The sequence below is a fragment of the Streptococcus oralis genome, from assembly GCF_026782085.1.
Taxonomy (GTDB): Bacteria; Bacillota; Bacilli; order Lactobacillales; family Streptococcaceae; genus Streptococcus; species Streptococcus oralis_DA.
In genome coordinates, this window is record NZ_JAKUVW010000001.1 from 91,090 (window position 1) to 112,011 (window position 20,922).

Annotated in this window: 15 protein-coding genes; 14 read left to right on the forward strand and 1 reads right to left on the reverse strand. The window is 40.9% G+C overall.

Annotated elements, in window-relative coordinates; genetic code table 11:
* The first annotated feature begins 4 nt into the window (after positions 1-4).
* The 14 genes from essC (at position 5) to MK395_RS00570 (ending at position 14,382) form a co-directional block, all read left to right on the forward strand.
* Positions 5-4,426: a type VII secretion protein EssC gene (gene essC / locus MK395_RS00505; protein ID WP_268711059.1), complete on the forward strand. Its 4,422-nt coding sequence runs from the start codon at positions 5-7 to the stop codon at positions 4,424-4,426.
* 81 nt (positions 4,427-4,507) lie between these two features.
* Positions 4,508-4,861 carry a TIGR04197 family type VII secretion effector gene (locus MK395_RS00510; protein WP_125413331.1) on the forward strand — a complete coding sequence of 118 codons (354 nt, stop codon included), beginning with the start codon at positions 4,508-4,510 and terminating at the stop codon, positions 4,859-4,861.
* A 2-nt stretch (positions 4,862-4,863) separates the two neighbouring features.
* Positions 4,864-5,226, forward strand: coding sequence for a hypothetical protein (locus tag MK395_RS00515; protein ID WP_268711060.1), 363 nt, complete (start codon positions 4,864-4,866; stop codon positions 5,224-5,226).
* Positions 5,216-6,739 (forward strand): T7SS effector LXG polymorphic toxin, encoded by a 1,524-nt coding sequence (locus tag MK395_RS00520; RefSeq protein ID WP_125413330.1) that lies wholly within the window; start codon positions 5,216-5,218, stop codon positions 6,737-6,739. Before MK395_RS00515 ends, MK395_RS00520 begins: the two co-directional genes overlap by 11 nt.
* Before the next feature lie 2 nt (positions 6,740-6,741).
* On the forward strand, positions 6,742-7,404 hold the full coding sequence (locus MK395_RS00525; protein WP_125413329.1) for a DUF443 domain-containing protein: 663 nt from the start codon (positions 6,742-6,744) through the stop codon (positions 7,402-7,404).
* Between the two features lie 124 nt (positions 7,405-7,528).
* Positions 7,529-8,185: a DUF443 domain-containing protein gene (locus MK395_RS00530; protein ID WP_268711061.1), complete on the forward strand. Its 657-nt coding sequence runs from the start codon at positions 7,529-7,531 to the stop codon at positions 8,183-8,185.
* 33 nt (positions 8,186-8,218) lie between these two features.
* Positions 8,219-8,875, forward strand: a complete 657-nt coding sequence (locus tag MK395_RS00535) for a DUF443 domain-containing protein (protein WP_268711062.1) — start codon at positions 8,219-8,221, stop codon at positions 8,873-8,875.
* Positions 8,876-8,951: 76 nt separating this feature from the next.
* A complete protein-coding gene (locus MK395_RS00540) occupies positions 8,952-9,599 on the forward strand; it encodes a DUF443 domain-containing protein (RefSeq protein ID WP_065427672.1) in 648 nt (215 codons plus the stop codon).
* Positions 9,600-9,761: 162 nt separating this feature from the next.
* The gene (locus MK395_RS00545; RefSeq protein WP_000025675.1) at positions 9,762-10,058 is read left to right on the forward strand and encodes a DUF4176 domain-containing protein; all 297 of its coding nucleotides are present in this window, start codon (positions 9,762-9,764) and stop codon (positions 10,056-10,058) included.
* A gap of 403 nt (positions 10,059-10,461) precedes the next feature.
* Positions 10,462-11,427, forward strand: coding sequence for a hypothetical protein (locus tag MK395_RS00550; RefSeq protein WP_268711063.1), 966 nt, complete (start codon positions 10,462-10,464; stop codon positions 11,425-11,427).
* Between the two features lie 204 nt (positions 11,428-11,631).
* Positions 11,632-12,318, forward strand: a complete 687-nt coding sequence (locus MK395_RS00555) for an XRE family transcriptional regulator (RefSeq protein ID WP_125422854.1) — start codon at positions 11,632-11,634, stop codon at positions 12,316-12,318.
* A gap of 3 nt (positions 12,319-12,321) precedes the next feature.
* Positions 12,322-13,737 carry a Y-family DNA polymerase gene (locus tag MK395_RS00560; protein ID WP_268711064.1) on the forward strand — a complete coding sequence of 472 codons (1,416 nt, stop codon included), beginning with the start codon at positions 12,322-12,324 and terminating at the stop codon, positions 13,735-13,737.
* Positions 13,734-14,096 (forward strand): hypothetical protein, encoded by a 363-nt coding sequence (locus MK395_RS00565; RefSeq protein ID WP_049490282.1) that lies wholly within the window; start codon positions 13,734-13,736, stop codon positions 14,094-14,096. Before MK395_RS00560 ends, MK395_RS00565 begins: the two co-directional genes overlap by 4 nt.
* Positions 14,089-14,382: a DUF5960 family protein gene (locus tag MK395_RS00570; protein WP_049490283.1), complete on the forward strand. Its 294-nt coding sequence runs from the start codon at positions 14,089-14,091 to the stop codon at positions 14,380-14,382. The genes MK395_RS00565 and MK395_RS00570 overlap by 8 nt, the downstream gene beginning before the upstream one ends.
* Positions 14,383-14,740: 358 nt before the next feature.
* On the opposite strand, the gene MK395_RS00575 is transcribed toward MK395_RS00570, so the two are convergent.
* On the reverse strand, positions 14,741-20,710 hold the full coding sequence (locus tag MK395_RS00575) for an alpha-L-fucosidase (protein ID WP_268711065.1): 5,970 nt from the start codon (positions 20,708-20,710) through the stop codon (positions 14,741-14,743).
* Positions 20,711-20,922 lie beyond the last annotated feature (212 nt).

The following is a 20,922-nucleotide window of genomic DNA, read 5'->3' on the forward strand; positions in this document are numbered from 1 at the left end:
AATTATGAAAAAACAAATCATTTTCTACAGCCAAGGTCTGCGTTATGAAGTAGAACTGAGTGCAGATAAGACGGTCTTGGTCGGGGCGACTGAAAAGGCCCAAGTCTACCTTTCTCAACAGGAAAGACCGATTCAGCTCAAGGTCGATGGTGACGAGGTCTTTTATCAGTACGACGATGAAGCAGGACTCTTGAAAGATGGTCTGCGTTTGGGTGAGGTCGTCTTTTATCTCCGAGAAGGGGAGCCAAGGGTTTATGACCTTTTGGATTTATCAGAGTTTCAGATTGGCTCTCAAAAAGGTGCATTGATCACACTAGATGGAGATGTTGAACTCTTACTCCAAAAATCCCAAAATCAATGGAAGCTAACTCGACTAAAAGGCGCATTTTATCGAAACAATCATCTGGAACAAATGGACCAGCAATTGATTGGTTTTGGAGATGAGATGAGTCTAGGGGCGGTGACGATCAAGTTCTATCCTGATGAAGTATGGGTTCAGGGTCCTTCCCAAGTTGGGCCACAACTGACTCTGAGAGAACCATCTCGATACGGTTTTTATGAAGATTATCCAGATTATCATCGTTCTCCACGGATCATCTATCGTGGTAGCGAGGATAAAATCTTGATTAATCCCCCAGGCCAGGAACCGGTTAAACCGAGCGATGAACTGTTAAAGCTGATCGTTCCTCCTCTGATGATGGTCGGAGTAACCGTCTTGATCACCTTAATTCAACCTCGAGGGATCTATATCCTTGCGACAGTAGGGATGTCCATAACCACAATGATTTTTTCTATCCGTGGTTTTATCAAAAATCGTAAAAAGTACAAGGCTGATAAGAAGGAACGGGTCGATCTCTATCGTCTTTACCTGAAAGATAAGGTCAAAGAGTTGACTCGTCTGGAACGAGAACAAAAAGAAGGGATGCACTATCATTTTCCAACGATTTTAGAGTTGACGGACTTGGTTGAGAGTTACAATCACCGGATTTATGAAAAGACTCCCTTGCATTTTGACTTTTTATACTATCGTTTGGGACTTGGGAAAATGCCGACTAGCTATGACTTGAAATACGGTCAACAGGAGCGTAGTGGTAAGAAGGATGCTCTAGAAGAAGAGGGTTACGCTCTCTATAGTCGTCACAAAAAGATCCCAGATATGCCAATCCCGGCAAACCTCAGCCATGGACCGGTGGGTTATATTGGACCTAGAAATCTCGTTCTAGAACAACTGCAACTTTTGGTGATGCAGCTAGCGACTTTCCATTCTTATCATGATGTGCAGTTTATTACGATCCTGCCTGAAGAGGAAAAAGAGCAATGGTCTTGGATGCGTTGGCTTCCTCATGCCAAACTGCAAGAACTCAATGTCCGCGGTTTTGTCTACAATCAACGAACACGGGACCAAGTTCTGAATAGTTTGAACCAAATCTTGAAACTACGTCGTAGTCAAAAGGAAGAAGCATCCCACAAGGAGAGCACCCTCTTCCATCCTCATTACGTAGTTTTGGTGACCGATGAGAAGCTGATTTTGGATCATATCATCATGGAGTTCTTTACCGAAGATCCAACGGAATTAGGCTGTTCTCTCATCTTTGTAGAGGATGTCATGAGTTCCTTGTCTGAGAACATCCAGACAGTGATCAATATCAAGGACCGTAATACAGGTCAACTGGTCATGGAAGAAGGAGTCTTGAAAGAGACGGACTTCCGTTTGGATCATTTCCCAGCAGATTATGACAAGGAGCGGATCGCCCGTACCTTGGCACCGCTCAATCACCTCCAAAACCTTAAGAGTTCGATCCCAGATTCTGTGACTTTTATGGAAATGTATGGGGCGGAGACCTTTGAGGATTTGCAGGTATCGAGCCGTTGGAAAAAGAACGCACCTTACAAGAGTTTGGCTGTGCCAATTGGTCTGCGTGGTCAGGATGACCTGGTTCAGCTCAATCTGCATGAAAAAGCCCATGGACCTCATGGATTGATCGCAGGGACGACTGGTTCAGGGAAGTCAGAAACCATCCAATCCTATATCCTATCCCTCGCTGTTAACTTCCACCCTCATGATGTGGCTTTCTTGCTGATTGACTATAAGGGTGGTGGGATGGCCAATCTCTTTAAAAATCTGCCCCATCTCTTGGGGACGATTACCAACTTGGATGGTGCCCAATCCATGCGGGCCCTGGCTTCGATCAATGCGGAGATCCATCGTCGTGAACGACTCTTTGGAGAGTTCGAAGTCAACCATATCAATCAATACCAGAAGAAATTTAAAAACGGAGAAGCGACAGAACCGCTCCCTCACCTCTTCCTTATCTCAGATGAGTTCGCAGAGCTCAAGGTCAACCAGCCAGACTTTATCAAGGAGCTGGTATCCATCGCGCGTGTCGGACGTTCCCTCGGGGTTCACTTGATTCTAGCTACTCAGAAACCATCTGGTGTGGTGGATGACCAGATCTGGTCTAACTCACGCTTCAAGATCGCCCTTAAGGTGGCAGACCGTTCGGACTCCAATGAAATGCTTCATACACCGGACGCGGCCGAGATTACCCAGACAGGACGTGCCTATCTACAGGTTGGGAATAACGAAGTATATGAACTCTTCCAGTCAGCTTGGTCAGGGGCGGATTACCAGCCGGACAAGGACGATATGGGGATCGAAGATCATACCATCTACCTAATCAATGAATTGGGCCAATATGAGATTTTGAATGAAGACCTATCAGGCTTAGAAGATGTGGATGAAATCAAGGAAGTTCCGACAGAGTTGGATGCGATAGTGCACCATATCCAGCTCTTGTGTGAAGAACAAGAGATTCCTCCAGTACCACAGCCATGGTTGCCGCCACTCAAAGAGCGAATCACGCTAGACGAACTGGAAGAAGTGCAACCGACAGTAGCCTGGGCACAGGAGAAACCACTCTCTGTCCTCTTGGGGATGGCGGATATCCCGCAGGCCCAGAAGCAGGAAGCTGTCTCTATCAATCTCTCCAAGGATGGTCATATCCTCCTCTACGGAAGTCCGGGTACAGGAAAGACCACCTTCCTTCAGACTGCTGGTATGGACTTGGCTCGCAAATTCAGTCCCAAGGCCCTTACCATGTACTTGATGGACTTTGGTACTAATGGTTTGGCTCCATTGTCCAAGCTTCCACAGGTGGCGGATACCATGCTTTTGGACCAAACGGAGAAAATCTCTAAGTTTGTACGAATCATGGAGCGCGAACTCAACCGTCGTAAGAAACTCCTTGCGGACTATGGTGTTGGGACCTTAGACCTCTACCGTCAGGCCAGTGGTCAGGAAGAGCCGGCTATCGTCATCCTCTTAGATAGCTATGAAGCCTTCAAGGAAGAAGCCTATGAGGCGGAACTCTTCAAGCTCTTGGTGCGTATCTCTCGTGAAGGTCTCAGTATCGGGGTTCACCTCTTGATGACAGCCGGTCGTCAAACCAACCTTCGTGCTCAGCTCTACTCGAACTTCAAGCACCAGTTGAGCCTGCCACAAAATGAGGCAGGTGAAGTGCGGGCAATCGTGGGCTCTACACCACTTGCTATGACCATGGAAGATATCAAGGGACGTGCCCTTATGAAGCGTGAAGAGGTGGATGTCATCCAGCTGGCACTCCCAGTTTATGGAGCCAATGACACCCAAGTCCTCAATAACCTACGTCAGGAAGTCGCTTCCCTCCAAGAAGCCTGGACCGGACAGCGCCCAAGTGCCATCCCAATGGTACCAGAGGAGTTGACGATGGAAGAATTTTTGAATTTGCCTGATGTACAAGAGGCTATTGAGAATAATCAGATTCCTATCGGTTTGGAACTAGAAATGGTTGGAAGTGTCAATATCTCTCTTAGCAAATTTAAACACATGGCTTATGTATCAAATGCAGAAGATGCTTTTGATAATATAACACATCATTTATTAAAAACTATTCTTAGAATGCCTAACGTCCATATGATGTTGATTGATGCTTTCCAAGAATATGAAGCATATAGTGACCAGGTGAAAACCTATGTTGGAAGTAAAAAGGAACTATCGGACATAGGAAATCAGCTAATCTATGAAATAGAACGCCGTCTTGAAAAAGGCATATCATCTGAGTGGATCATTTTTATACCTAATATGAGAGCACTAGTATCCGAAAGCGATTTAAATGATCAACAGCTTCAATTTATGTTTGAGAATGGGTATCGAGTAGGGATGAGGTTTATTATTGGTACTGATTATACTTATATTGGGACAAGCATCGACCCAATTCCTAGATACCTCAAAACAAATGTCCAATGGGTCATCTTTGGTATGCGCCTAATGGATCAAACCTTCTTAGATAAAGGAATGTATAACAGAGATGTGGCTCCAGATCTCGATCAGATTTATTTACATTCTCGGAAAGAAGTCATCAAACTCAAAATTAGTAAGAATAAGTAAAACTATTTTTTGATATTCAAGATTCAACCCGGTCTTTTGACGATTTGATAGTAGAAAGGATAATTGAAAAGGTTATTGAACATGGGACAAGTAAAAAGTGAAAAAGGCAAGGCAAGTACTATTGCAACTGGAATTGTATCAGCAAGCAATAGCATTACAACTGCCGGTACAGTTACTAGAGATAAGACAAGCTCTTATACCGCTAATACGGTAGGAAGAAGATTGATCATAAATGAGGCCTCTATTGCTAAAAATATTCAATCGAAAATAAGTGAATTCGTAAAACTAATTCATAGTGTCGCAAATGAATTCGAAGTAGTAGATGAGAATATAAGTACAATGTGGCAGAATACTCCAAATAATGGGACAACCAGTCTACCTTCTCCATACTCAAATCCGTCATTTGTTCCTCAAAATAATTTATTTAAGGAGTGAGGATGGAGAAAAGAAAATTAGAAGATATTCAATGTAGTGTTCAACAGATTCAAACAAATTTATCCAAGCTAGAAGAAGAAAGAACTCAGTTTCTTTCCATTGCGACGGAGATTACAGATCTTTGCCAATCGAACTTCATCCCATATAGAGAATTAGGCTATTATCCGTTATCAGTGAAAGATGAGATGGATCGCCTTGAAAATATAGAAAAGTTAAAAAGGAATGAACAGCTACTTGATGATTTTATCACCGAGAGGAAAGAAGAATTAAAAAAAGCAATGAGTAAGCTAGAGGGCGAAAAAGAGGAACTTCTTTTCCAACAACGCCGTCTTGAATCGCAAAAGGAGGGGAAAAATGGGTATTAAAGTAGACATAGGATCAGCAGACTCGCAGGGTAGCACAGCGAATACGGTATTAAGTAGCCGTGCGAATTATTATGACGCTGTCATTACTGCCTTTAATAAATTGATTTCAGAAGAAGAATTGAAAGGGAAAGCCTATGATAGTGCTAAGTCCTATGCGGAAAATATAATGGTTCCTCTAGTGAGAGGAGTTATCCTCTTTTCAGAGAGCCTGGGAGGAAAAGCGAGTGAACTACCGACTCTTTACCATTCACAAGTCGGTGAAGAAAGTCTAGATGAGGAGACACTTCAAAAGCAAATTGAAGCGGAAAATACAACTATTTCGACTCAAGAAGCTATTTTGAACAGTTTATCTGATTTAAAGAACATCGATTCTACTTATAAAAGTAATGTTCAAGAAATTATCTCAAATGCAACGAGTAAGCGAGATGAGTTACAAAAAAAATTAGATAAATTGCAGTCATTTGCGAGCTCGACTAGTGGCCAGTTTTCGGATTCAGAAAGTTTACAGAGCTTAGTTTTTCAAGGTTTCGAACAAGTCACAGGTGACTTTGGAAAGTTTGATGGAACTTTTAAAATAGAGGGACAAGCCCCTTGGGCTAATAATATTAATAATGAGTGGAAGAAGCGTTCTGAGGTAATTCAAAATTATCAAAATGTTGTAGATAAAATTAAAAATGAAACTGAATTAGATGAGAATGATATAAAGGCAATTGCAGAGTATGGGAAACGTTATCCTGGTAAAGAGTTACCAGAGAATGTTAAAGATGCTGTACGAAAATATGTCGAGAGTAAAGTTAATAAAAATGTTGACCTAAACGGTCTAGGGGAGTTTCTTGAAACTATCCGAGATACGTCTCTGGAAGAAATTGCTAAAAAAACAATTTCTAAGTTAAGCTCAAAGAATCCTAAACTATCAGAATATTTTAAGTATTTTACTACTACTGATAAGTTTGGTAATATAAACGTTACCTACTCTGCAGATAGTAAAGGATTTTCAGATGCTTTATTCAAATCAAATGCTGTGAATCTACTTAAGCAATTGACAACTTCAGAAATTAATATCCCTATACCAGGAACCAATTCTTCTCTTGGGATTTCAGGGATTAGTTCGATATTTATGGGGATGGACTTTTTGAACAACCTACAAAATGAGAATGCTGGACGCGCCTTTACACATACGGCTACTAATGTTATGACAACAGCTGTTGTGGTGGAAACTTTAACTGTAGGAACAGCAGTTGTAGCGGATGCAGTTGGTATGACAACAGTAGCAGCGGCAGTCGTAAGCAATCCTATTGGTTGGGCAATTGGAGTAGGTATATTAGCAAGTGTTGTTGCAAATGTAGCATATGAGAATAACTTCTTGGGGATTAAAACTATAGCAAACGAGATGGGCGACAATCTGGATAAGAGTATTAAGGAAATTGGAAGCAACATTGATTCAGGTATCAAGGAAGTTGGAAATGCTATCGATTCAGGTATTAAATCAATTCAGAAAGTGTTTGGGTGGTAAATGTGGAATTAAAATTTAAAGAAACAAATAAAACTTTTCATAAAATTGTAGAATTTAAAGGTGAAAAATATCTTTTGGATATGACTAGCATTAGTCCTAAAACTTATTTCTGGGGTTATCTTCCTAGTGAAATCACAGCTAAATGCTTAAAGTTAGATAAAAGAGATACGCGTTTTGAAAGTGTGGCTCCAACTATGACTAAATCGATTGGTATTGGAATAGGTGTAGCAATAGGGGGAGCTTGTTATGGGATTGTTACGAATGCTTTTAAGAGTTATGACATTAGCCATAATATTTCTTTTAAATTAGGTTTATTTGTCCTCTTTATAGCCCTGGCTTATCTTACTTTCAGGTTCATTGCTTTTGTAGTTCGTCATAATCTTCAACAAAAACTTTCAAGTAAAGAAACGAAGTATCAAATAGTTTTCAAATTAGCAAGACCACAACGTCAGTTAAAACTGTATAAACTTCTGCCTATTCTTTTCGTTATGGTTATAGGATGTTTGGGGTTTTATATATTTACTGATAATGGGACAGAGGCCTCTATCCTTATCATTAACAGTATTTTATTTTTGGGTTTCTTTACGGTTATCTTAGGTATGTTACCACTCCGAGAAAGTTACGAAAAGCAAGAGATTATTTTTGATGGAATAGAGAAGTTATAACTTATAATAACTTTTTGGAGATTAAAACTATAGCAAATGAGATGGGCGACAATCTTGAAAAAAGTGTTAAGGAAATAGGGAGCAACATTGCTTCAGGCATTAAATCAATTCAGAAAGTGTTTGGGTGGTAATTTTGAAAATTAATTTTAGAGGATTAGATGTTGCTTATTTTGATGTGTTAGAGATGGGAGAGAAAAAGTACGTTCTTGATTCCAACTCCACGACACCAAAGAGTTATTATTGGGGACTTTCCCCTGAAACTCTTGAAGTTGATTTGATAGAACTCGATAGTCAGAATAAAAATTTTGATAAAAAAATTAAGATGGGTCCTTCAGGAATGCGTATGGTATCTATTGGTTTTAGCCTTCTTTTGTATAGAGTAGTAACATCAATTTTTAGATATTATGATATTAGTCATAATCTATATTTAAAAGTATCTTTATTTCCTATATCTATTTTGGTAGCTTATATTGTCTATCAAAGTATTTTAATCAAATCAAGGAAGGCAATTTCAAGTCGTTTATCGCAGGAAAAGAAGAGGTTTAAAATAATCTTTCAGAATAATAAGAAAAAAAGACAATTCCATGCCTATCTATTTCTCATTTTACATACAATTGCTTTCTCTATTTATATGGGAGAAGATGATGGAACAGAAGCTGCAATTCTAGTGTTGAATGGTTTGTTGGCCTATCTATTTATTTGGATTGAATCTGGCGTTATTCCATTGACTTATGCTTATCAAAAGAAATACCTAGAATTTAAAGAAGTGAAAAAGGTATAATGTAACTTATAACGAAATTCAGAAAGTGTTTGGGTGGTAAATGTGGAATTAAAATTTAAGTATTCGAATATAGCAGTTTTTAGAATTGTTGAGTTTAAGAATAAAAGTTATATCTTAGATCCTACCACTATAAAAGGCAAGTCCTATTTCTTCGGTTCGCTTCCGAAAGAGGTTACTGCTGATATGGTTGAGCTATCTCCATCTAATGATAGTTTTAGAATAAAATCGAAGACACCAATAGGCGCATCTACTGCTCTAGTTATCATGATTCAGCCACTTGTTGGCATCTCTCATACGCTGATGAAAGATGCCTTTATTAGCTGGGGAATCAATCAGCAAATTTTAATGAAAGTAGTGTTATTTGCTTTCTCTGTATTTTTGTCTTATCTTATGGCTGTCTTTTATGAAAAAAGTGCGGTAAGAAAGTTTGAATCAAGAGTTCTCCAAAACAGTAAACGCTGTCGACTTGTTTTTGAACCCAAAGGGAAACGAATGATTGATTGGTGGTATATTACTCTTGGAATTAATACGGTTTGTTTAGCATTTTTTATAGGACTTGATAGTGGTTATGAAAGTGCTATATTGGTTATAAATGGCATAATTTCATGGTGGTTTTTTGTAATACTGAGAATGCCACAAATCCCAGAGTATTATAAGACACTAACATTAACTGAAATTGAAGAGCTATAAATACAGAACGTTGAGAAGCTAGAAATGACATTGATTCAGGTATTAAATCAATTCAGAAAGTGTTTGGGTGGTAAATGTGGAATTAAAATTTAAGTATTCGAATATAGCAGTTTTTAGAATTGTTGAGTTTAAGAATAAAAGTTATATCTTAGATCCTACCACTATAAAAGGCAAATCCTATTTCTTCGGTTCACTTCCGAAAGAGGTTACCGCTGAAATGGTTGAGCTATCTCCATCTAATGATAGTTTTAGAATAAAATCGAAAACACCAATAGGCGCATCTACTGCTTTAGTTATCATGATTCAGCCACTTGTTGGCATCTCTCATACGCTGATGAAAGATGCCTTTATTAGCTGGGGAATCAATCAGCAAATTTTAATGAAAGTAGTGTTATTTGCTTTCTCTGTATTTTTGTCTTATCTTATGGCTGTCTTTTATGAAAAAAGTGCGGTAGGAAAGTTTGAATCAAGAGTTCCCCAAAACAGTAAACGCTGTCGACTTGTTTTTGAACCCAAAGGGAAACGAATGATTGATTGGTGGTATATTACTCTTGGAATTAATACGGTTTGTTTAGCATTTTTTATAGGACTTGATAGTGGTTATGAGAGTGCTATATTAGTTATAAATGGCATAATTTCGTGGTGGTCCTTTGTACTATTAAGAATGCCACAAATCCCAGACTACTATAAGACACTAACATTAACTGAAATTGAAGAGCTATAAATACAGAATGCCGAGAAGTTAGAAATGACATTGATTCAGGTATTAAATCCATTCAGAAAGTGTTTGGTGTTGAATGATGCATTTGAAGTTTAAGAATGCTAATACGATGGCGTATAGCATTGTAGAAATAAAGAAATTATAAATTGAAAGGAAAACAAGAAAATGTCTATTTTGCCAATTGGAACAATTGTTTATTTAAAAGAGGGGAGTCAAAAGCTAATGATTCTCAATCGTGGGGTTACCATTGAACAGAATGGTGAAAATGTTTTGTTTGACTATTCTGCTGCTTTTTATCCAATGGGACTAAACCCAGAACAGTTGTTTTACTTCAATCGTGATGATGTAGATAAAGTAGTTTATAAAGGCTATAGTGATGAAGAAGAAGAACGGTTCGCCGAAATTTATCAACGTTGGCTTGATGAAAATGCAACAACAATTAAAAAGGGTGTAACAAAATAATGTGCATCTGTAAAGATTATTGCAAAATATCACAATACTTTAAATAGAAATCAAAAACGAGGAGCTACTTTGACATTAAAGAAACTCCTCGTTTTTTTAGTTATTTTCCCATCATACATCTAAGTCCGTATGACTATAAGCCAAAATTTATGATACCAAAATATAGCTTTGTTCCTATAGGATAGGAAGGAGCTGTTTTTATATTGTGGTATAATAAACAAAGACATTTTTTACTTTTCTCTTCTTACGGTATTGCTCATGTGATATAATGGGATAAGGATTGTTCCTCATTTCAGACGAGTTTATGGATTTCAGGATAAGTTAGCAGGTGAGAAGAGTATTTCTGTTAGCCTCCTTCCTATACACCTGTTAACAGCTATCCACGATAAAAGGAGAGTGTAGATTGGTTTTATTTGTATTAGGAATCTTGGTTTTGCTCATTCTAATCTTAAAAAGAAAACAGAAAACTGCTAAAAAATCTGAAGGGAATTCCAAGAAAAGAAATTGGCTATTAATAGGTTGCTTATCCATAGTGATCCCAATCGTAATCTTCACAGTGTTCAGTCCTATTCTTTCTCTAATGGATATGTGGGGGCTGTTTGCCCATGCAAATCGAACTGAGATTGAGCAAGCTGTGCATCGTTCTTATCAAAATTACGGTCTTACAGGACAGTTTGAGTTAGAAAAATACGAGAAAAACTATACAAGCGTGGGAGGATTTATAATCCATGGTACCTACAGTGAAAATATAGCAGGAAAAACCTATGAGGTTAAAACTCGATTTAAATACTATACTCGCTTTTCGAAAAATGAAACATATGGAAAGACAGATGCAGAAGTTGATTACAAAAATGGTAAAAAAATTTATGATGTTTTCCCAGAATTAGCCTATTTAGGGATTGAAGTTAGTCCAGGCACCAGCGAATTTTTAAAAACACTGGACAGTTCAATCAAAGATCCTAAACTGCCGGATTTGAAGTATCAAGGTATTGGTTTTGAATTTAATAACCAATCTGATAATATCTATCTTTATAATGAAATATTAGAAGAAAATCAAAGCAAGGGCCAAGCTCTGCAAGGAATGTATCCAATGGATGCTCAATATCTTTTTCAAAAAGAGATTTTTATACCAACATTTGAATTTCAATATTTCGTTCCGAAGGAGAAAAGAGACCTCTTATATGATGACTATCTTAAAGAGCTTGAAAGGCTCATGAAGGAATTTTTTGCCAACCAACCCCTACCAAGAGGTCTTTATGCTGTCAAAATTGCTAAGTATAAAGAGGATAAACTTGTCAATGATAGTGGTGTATACTATGTGAGGATTGATAATCAGCAAGTTGTAAAGCTGTTGCAAAAATTAGAGTAGGAGTCGCTAGGTCTAGTCCAGTTTTTTGTTCATAATTTCCAGTTGTGTCTGTTAAAATTTGATTTTCCCAGTGGACAATCGTCCACTTTTTTTATATAATAAAACTAAACCGGATTGGTTGAGTTTTAGAGATATAAGCTCAACCGTCGATTTGTTTTTCTAAGAGAGATATTCTCAATAAAGCATCACACTAGGGGGTGAATCATGTACCAACCAGAAAAACTCAAGGCTCGGAGAAAAGAGCTAAAACTGACACAAAAAGAGATTGCAGAGCAACTTGGGATTAGTTTTCAGGCGTACTCCGCTTGGGAACGCGGGATTAAGGAACCATCCAAGGAGAAGGTTGCTCAGCTAGAGAAGATTTTAAAAGTCGCAAAAGGTTATTTCACCCAGATAGAGATTGTCCGTCTCTACAATAGTCTCTCCAAGCAAGGGAAGGACAAGGTTGTACTCTATGCTCGCAACCTGGCTCAAGAGGAACAAACTCAGAAGGTGACGACCATGCCCAATCGACTCTACGAATACCGTGTCTACGAACGCATGTCAGCAGGGATTGGGGCTTCGGTCTACGATGACCAGAATTTTGATACGGTTTACTTTAACGAGGAGTTGGCCCATGATTTTGCGTCCTGGGTGTCGGGGGACTCTATGGAACCTAAATATCAAAATGGTTCGGTGGCTCTGATTCGGGAGACAGGATTTGACTATGATGGGGCAGTTTATGCAGTAGTCTGCAACAACCAGACCTATATCAAACGGGTCTATCGGGAGGAAGATGGTTTGCGTCTGGTTTCTATAAATCCTAAATACAAGGACATTTTCATCTCCTATGAGGAAGATCCTCGGATTGTGGGGATTATCGTTGGGAATTTTGTGCCGATGGAGGGTTAGCCTATGGGCTACTTTGATTATTCCAGAGAGCCCAAAAGTGACATTGCCTTTGTCGATATGAAATCCTTTTATGCCAGCGTTGAGTGTGTGAAACGGGGCTTGCATCCGCTGAAGACCTCGCTTTGTGTCATGAGTCGCGCGGATAATTCTACTGGTCTTATCTTAGCTTCCTCTCCCATGTTTAAGAAGATTTTTGGTAAGTCTAATGTTGGCCGGGCCTATGATCTGCCTTTTGATATCAAAACGCGCAAATTTTCCTATTACAATGCTCGAAAGCAAGGCTTGCCTACTGACTCAGACTATGTTCGCTACATCGAAGATTGGGCTCAAGTGACTTTGATTGTGCCACCTAGGATGGATGAGTACATAGCGGTCAATATGGAAATCCAGCGAATCTTTCAAAACTATGGTAGTCCAGATGATATTTATCCCTACTCTATCGATGAGGGCTTTATCGATCTGACTAGTTCGCTCAACTATTTTATCCCAGACAAGAGTCTCTCTCGCAAAGACAAGCTGGATCTGCTTTCTGCTCGTATCCAGAGGGATATTTGGAGGCAGACAGGGATCTACTCTACGGTGGGTATGTCCAATGCCAATCCCTTACTGGCCAAGTTGGCTCTGGATAATGAGGCCAAGCACACTCCGACCATGAGGGCCAACTGGTCTTACAAGGATGTGGAAGAGAAGGTCTGGGCTATTCCCAAGATGACGGACTTTTGGGGGATTGGCAGGCGGATGGAGAAACGCTTGCATGCTCTGGGGATTTTTTCCATCAGAGAATTGGCCACCAGTAATCCAGACCAGCTACAGAAAACACTTGGTCAGGCTGGCCTGCGTTTGTGGTTTCATGCTAACGGGATTGACGAGAGCAATGTTCACAGGCCCTATAAAGCTAAGTCCCAAGGGTTAGGAAATTCTCAAATCTTGCCGAGAGACTACGTGAAGCTACGGGATATCGAAATTATTCTTCGAGAAATGGCGGAGCAGGTGGCTATTAGACTGAGAAGGGCGGGCAAGAAAACAACCCTTGTCTCTATCTATATTGGTTTCTCTAAACAGGAGGTTAGGCCGTCTATTCATACACAAATGAAGGTTGAACCGACCAATAATACAGCTGTCTTAACAGACCACGTTTTGAAGCTATTTCATAATAAATACACTTCTGGAGCGGTCAGAAGTGTCGGAGTCAACTATTCAGGATTTGTGGACGAGTCCTTTGGCTTAATCTCCCTCTTTGATGATGTTGACAAGTTAGAAAAAGAAGAAAGGCTCCAGACGGCTATTGATGCCATTCGGGAACAATTTGGTTTTACCTCCCTCTTAAAGGCCAATGCACTGGAAGAAGCCTCTAGGAGTCTTGCCAGAAGCAAGCTGATTGGGGGGCATTCTGCTGGAGGATTAGATGGACTAAAATGATTGATCGTTCTTATTTACCCTTTCAATCTGCGCGTGACTATCAAGATCCAGGGATGCAGAAGTGGATGGGCTTTTTCCTCTCAGAGCATACTAGTTCACTCGGTGAAGAAAGAAATCGGGTTGCTTTTTCGACAGATTTGAATTCCGTTGAGAAGCTACTCTTGCTTTCGCAGCTGTATGTCGGGCAACTAAAGGGATACTTTGTGGTCAAGGAAAAGAAGCAGAAAACCACGATCATTGGCGAGGTGAGTGAATTATCACCTCAAACTCTATCTATTAGGACCAATGAGGGCTATAGGCTGGTAGAGGTAGTAGATGTCCTCGAAATTCGACTGTGGGAGGAGGGAGTTTATGACTAGAAAAGAGTTGTATGAAAACAAACTGCAGATGGATTATTTTTCTGATGCCTATATTCGTTTTGAAGAGGATTTTCAAAAATACTCTGCTATGAATGTTCCCTTGACTTTTTTGATCGATGATATCCTACGCACCATGGCGATGAATCAGAAGAACTACTTTGTCTTAAACAAGGAAAATGCCAAGGATGGGCGGGAGCATCGCTTTTATTTTAGGGTGGTGACGGAAAAAGAGTGTCCCAGAAATCGAACCTATGCATACGCTGGACTCAAAAATAGTAGTCAGTGACTAGGTGTGGAAGAGGGAAGTCTGATTTAGGAAAGATGGCTTGTGAACGTCAGAAAATCTCATGGTATAGGAATTCGAAACACCATCTTTTATCTGTGGAGTTTTTGCAGAAACTTATGATGGTAGTTCTGATGAGATAAGACAAGGGCCACTCTTTTTTAGATGAGCGTTTATTTGAAAACGTGGTTGGATTTGAGAACAGCTATCTTCAATGATCATCTTACTTTATAGAGTCATACCAAAACATCCATGTACATTTGTGGATGTTTTTTAATTTTACAGATAGAAAAAGAGAAGACCAAATGGTCTTCTCAACGGGGGAACTGAGTCATTAGAAAGAATCAATCAAAGAGGGTTATTAGTCTTTGAAATTCTTTTGGAAAATGAGGAGAGACAAGATAGAAGTAATGGCTGCCAAGAAGAGGAAGGCAGTTGCTTCTTGTTCCCCAGTTGCAGGGAGTAGTCTTTCCTTGTCTTCTTTGATTGTAGCTGTAACAGGAGCTTTTTCATCTTTTGATGATGAGTTATCTGTTACGGCTGGAGCAGGTTTTTCAGTCTCTCTTGGTAGAACATACTCAGGAAGAGTCACAACTGGTGGCGCTTCTGTTCCAACTGAGCTTTGTTTGCTACCTACCTCAATGACTCGATCTTGAGCTGGTGTTGCTTCTGTTTGGAGAACCTTGCGATTGTCACCGTCCACTTCAACATACTCGACTAAGAGACCGTCTTTTCCTTCTGATAGAACTTGCTCTTTTCCTTTGTCTAATTGTGGGTTTTCGCGACGAATCGTCTTGAACGGTACGATCTTATTGACGATTTCCAAGCTTGGAAGTGTAAAGACAAGGTCTTTAACCCCTTCCTCAGGACTTGAAGAAGTAATTGGTTTCTCAGGTTGCGCTGGAGTTTCCGGTTGAGTCGGAGTTTCCGGTTGAGTTGGTTTTTCAGGCTGAGCAGGTTTTTCAGTCTGCGCTGGCGTTTCCGGTTGAACTGGTTTTTCAGGCTGAGCTGGCTTTTCAGGCTCAGCAGGTTTTTCAGGTTGTGCTGGTTTCTCAGGCTGAGCAGGTTTTTCAGGTTGAACTGGCTTTTCAGGCTTGGCAGGTTGTTCCGGTTGCGCTGGAGTTTCCGGTTGCGCTGGTTTTTCAGGTTGAGCCGGAGTTTCCGGTTGAGTTGGTTTTTCAGGCTGAGCTGGTTTCTCAGGTTGAGCAGGTTTCTCAGGCTGAGCCGGTTTTTCAGGTTGAACTGGATTCTCAGGTTGAGTTGGTTTTTCAGGCTGAACTGGTTTTTCAGGTTCAGCAGGTTTCTCAGGCTGAGCCGCTTCGAGTTTGTTGATTTGTTCGAGAGCAGTTTCTAGCGCTTTATTGACTGCTTCCTGAGTTTTAGCTTCTTGGATTGCAGCAATGGCTTGGTCAGCAATTGCTAATAATTTCTTCTTAGCTTCCTTGTTGGATCCAAGCTCAGCGACTTTTTTCTCGATAGCTTTTGTCAAGCTGTCCATAGCTTTATCATACTCAATTTCAGATTGTTTTGGTTCAGCTGGTTGCTCAGGCTGGTCAGGTTTCTCAGGTTCTTCAGGCTGTTCCGGTTGCTCTGGACTAGGTTCCTCTTGGCCTCTTTGATAGTTCTCATCCTTGGATAGGATATCTTGTAGGGCACTGACTGTCAACATAACATCCTGAACATCCACTGCATCAGCACTGAGTTGGTTTCTCAATTTTTCTAGATTTGCTTGGAAAGCTTGGCGTGCAGTAGCCGTATTCTTCAAGCCTGCTGGGTCAAAGTTGGACAGATCATCTTTCCATTTAGAGATAGACTGGATGATATCTGCCTTGCTGTAGAGTTCGCTGCCTTCGCCACGAGTGATGAATTGGTCTACCTGGATACCGATATTTTGAGACAAATCGTTTCGATCAGGATCTAGTTGAAGGGTGACTGCGTGCAAGTTTTCGTCCAGACCTTTTAGGCTAACTAGAGTTTGATTGCCTTGGCGTTGGGCTGCACGACCGCTAAAGTATTTCTTACCGTCAATAGTTGAAGCATTTCCCATTCCATCTTGGTAAGGAACTTCTTTGCCATCTAAGAAGACTTTGTAGATACCATGATTTGGATCGACATAGCCCTTGATATCAAGTCCAGTACCGTAGAAGTAGGCTGTGACAGTTGTCTTTTTCTTTTGCTCATCAGTTAAGCGACCAAAGGAAGCCCAAGACTCTGTTTTTTGATACTTGTCTGCGGAATTGGTTTCATGGTGCCAGCCAGGACTGTAATCCAACTGACTAGCTTGGTCATCATAGCTTGTTTGATCCTTGATTAGCAATTCAGCTTTCATCACTTGGATGGTTGCATCGGTAGCAAAACCGAGCAAGGCACCATCAGAAACAGAAGTGAGCTTGGCTTTAAAGTCAAAGATAGAGTCGGCTTGTTCTGTAAAGTCAATCGTTGGGATGGTAACAGTCTTTTCTGTTTCTCCATCTTCAAAAGTCACATCTTGAGTTGTATCTTGGTAAACTTTACCGTGAACCCCAGTTCCAGGTTCTGTGATGAAGCGCACAGTAGCAGCCCCCTTGCTTCCACCAACACGTTTAATTTTAACAGTGACTGGTTTTCCTTTTTCGACTTCGTAGTTGGTAGACTCGAGTTCAAACATCCCTTTACTATCATTGTTTAGGGTGTAGATTCCTTCTGTAGCAATTGGTTCGCCTGTTTTGTTTACAAGAGTAATAGTGTGTTGGCCTGGTGCTAAATCGCCTGTCTCAAAGACTTTTTGGCTACGTTTACGGCTAGCGTTCTTAGTTTGCACATCCGCAACTTTTTGACCATCAACGTAGACGGACATTTCTCCATGACCTGGGTCGACTGTAGAGACGACATAGGCCTTGGTTCCTGTAAAGGTATAGCTTGCTTTGGCATCTTTTTGATTGGTCCACATAGAAGTGCCACGAACACCTTCAGATTCATTGTACCAAGTTGTTCCGGCTGTATCCGCTGTTGTGTTTGAGTGGTATTCAAGTCCAAGAGGGTAGCCATCTGTCTTTTCAATGCTGCTTGGTGTCTTGTAGACAGAGAAGTTGGTCAAGATTGGAGTTGCTTGAGCACCGGTGATGGTTACACGGATTTTTTGTGCCTCTACAGGCTTGCCTTGAACCAAGCGACGGTAACCAACGGTCGAACCTTCGCCGTATGTCACCCAACGTCCGTTGATTTCAACTTCAATCTTGAAACCAGAGATACGTTGACCTTTGGCGATATCTTCCTTGAGTTCAACGACGTCAAAGCGTCTCTTTTGCCCCAAATCGACTGTAAAGCTACCGGTTGTGGCATCATTTGAGAGCGCCCAGCTGGTGTCATCTTTACCGTCTGTGAGGTGGCTTTCCTTGTAGAGATGGTTTTGACGAGTCGAACTTGCTGTTACGGTGGCACCTTTGGCAAAGTCAGTCGCATACATTTGGTCTAGGGTTGCTTTGAATTCCTTCAAGCGAGCCACATCCGCATCTGCAAATTTTCCTTCTTTATTTGGTGGAATATTGAGAAGGAGTGGGGTTCCACGACCAACAGACTTGAAGTAGATGTCCATCAATTCTTTGAGTGATTTCGGCTGTTGGTTGTCATGATAGAACCAGCCCGAACGGATCGAAACGTCAGCTTCCCCTACAGAGTACATATCACCATCAGGGTCACCATGGTTGAGGTATTCGTTTTTCACATCATCTGTGATGTTGGCTCTTTTGACTTTATGCCATACAGGGTCACCTGCAATCCCTCGTTCATTTCCGATCCAGCGAACGCTTGTCGGTTGAGCAGAGAAGATAGCAATATCTCCTTCGGCTTCTTTGATGTATTTGAACCATTCATCAAAAGTATAGGTTACTTTTTGGGCACCGCTACCACGCGCACCGTCCATCCAAACTTCGATAAATTTCCCTTTGTTACCGTATTTCGGATTACCAAGGATTTCTTTCAGTTGGTTGAGGTAGTATTGGTTGTATTCTTTTTCGGTTGCAACATGGTATTTAGGATGGTTGGCATCCCATGGTGATAGGTAAACACCCATATTCATGTCATACTTGCTAGCAGACTTGGAAACTTCTTCGAGAAGGTCACCCTTTCCATCTTTCCATGGACTAGCAGCTACGGTATGGTTGGTGTACTTAGATGGGTAAGCAACGAATCCGTCGTGGTGTTTAACAACCATAATGGTTCGTTTGAAGCCCGTTTCCTTCAGAGTGCGAATCCACTGGTCAGTATCCAAGTTGGTTGGATTGAAGTACCGGGGGTCTTCTTTCCCATTTCCCCATTCAGAATTGGTATAAGTGTTCATTCCATAGTGGATGAAGGCTGCCAATTCTTCCTTGTGGTAATCGAGTTGAGCCTTGCTTGGAAGAGGTCCATGATTGCCAATCTCGGTTTCTTTATCTTCTGGATGAGCGACTGGTGGAGTCGGTGTCGTTGGATTGGCTGTATCAGCGACTGGCTCGTATTCAAAGACGACCTCATTCACACCTTTATGCTGGATCCTTGCTTCCAGGCTGGTTTTGACTGGACGGTAGCCAGCAATGTCTTTTGCATGGAAGGTGTTGACAAAGGAAACGTCATACTCTTGACCTTCATTGTTATCAACTGTCGCTTCCGCTAGTTCAGTAGTGGTTCCTTTTTGACGGTAGTAAACTTTGAAGGAGCCTTTGTTAACTTTATAGACCACCTTGATGACACGTGTACCGGCAGGCGCTTTGCTGACAACATTGTAATCTTCAGTCCAAGCATCTTTTAGCTGTTTATTAACTGCTACGCCATCAATGGATACAATTTCGTATTTGTCTTTATTCTTCTGATAGAAGTCCGTCTTCTCAATTTCTTTTTTGAAATTATAGTCAAATGGCGAATCAACAGCTGTCTGTTCGATAAAGGTGTCATTATCTTTGACAGGATTTCCTTCTTCGTCTTCGTGTTGAATAACCACACGACCGTATTCAACTCCCTTGGTCAAGGTAGCAATCCCATCTTGGTTGAAGGAATATTCGTTGCTTCCGATAACAGCTGTTTCGTTCCGAAGCATACGTCCTTCATCGGTAAAGTAGTAACGATTTCCGTTATCACCTTGGTACCAGCCTTTCACACCATACTTGGCAATCATGTCCTTCACCCATTTCAGTTGTTCAGGTGAAAGGACGAGTCCGCCACCAAAGCGATCCTTTTCAGCCACACCATTGTCAACGGTTCCGTGTTGATGGACACCCAGAACTTTTCCTTGGCTATCGACAATCCCGCCACCAGACAAACCAGATACAGAAGTGGTTTTGTAGGTAATACCGGTTGTTCCCTTATCATCATAGGACTCAACAGATCGGATGGTCCCATCTGCCTTGTAAAGCTGACCAGCTAGGATAGGTTGTTTCAGTTCTTTTGAGCTCGAGTCAGTTGGGTAGCCAATCGTACTGATGGCTTCTCCCGGCTGATGTGTCTTGTGCTCCGCTAAAGGCGCAAAGGTTGCTGCTTTGTTTGGACTAGCAATCGGAAGAGGAATAGGAGCTTCTACAAGAGCAAGGTCATTCTTATAGCCTTTGCCAAACTCTTTCTTGTTCCAGAAATGGATGTCCTTTTCTCTGAATAAAACCGTAGTCCCAGAAGATGGCAGTGAGTTTTTCTTTTCGCTGTTTGAACCAACGTTATAGTAAAACTGGGCAGATTTTCCACCACGAATGTGACCTTCGCTAGTTTCTTTATTGGCTTCTAGGAAGTTATGAGCAACGGTAAGAATCAGGTTAGGTGCTACAAAGATACCTGAGCCTGAAACGAGGTAGCGTTGTTCTCCTGCATTGTAAGTGCTGTAAACCATAGTAGCAGCAGTAGCAGGTTGTCCCTCGTAGTTGATGTGTTTGAGGTCTTGTCCACCGTTAATGATGGCACGGTTTCCGTTCTCAGTTTCTTTTGGAGCTTCTTCCTTGTCCTTTAGAATGCTCTTAGTTTCTACTTTTGGACTAGTTTTTTGGTCAACGATAGTAGTCGTATCGAGTTCTTTGACAGGTGTGTCGGGATAGGCACGGTCCTGAATGTCTTCAGGGAGCAAGTCAGCACTGTTGGTATCGGCAGCAGGTGTTTCTTGTTTTTCAGCTTCTACACGGCCTTCTTCTTTGACTGGTTCAACCTTGGTCGCTTCTATATCTGCGACTTGTTTCATTTGCTGATCTAAATTGGATGTCGTAGCAGGAGACGTTTCGTCTGCACGCACGGTTCCAGAAGCAAAAAATGCCAGTCCCACGATAACAGATGCCACACCTACAGTCAACTTCCGAATGCTAAATGTTTGCCCTTTTTCAAAAAGGTATCGATTCATAATATACTCCTAGTTTTTAGAAAGGCAGTCAGCTACTGCCCAAGCCCAAGTCTGACTTGGTTACAACTTGATTTAATGAAAAAAACTCTCTGATAATTTGTAAGCCACCTTACCTCCTTTGTATAAAGCGCTTTCATTTTAAGATAAAAAAATTTAATAGGCCATTTCTCCCTTAAAATGACTAAAAGTTTTTAATATAACAAATATACTAA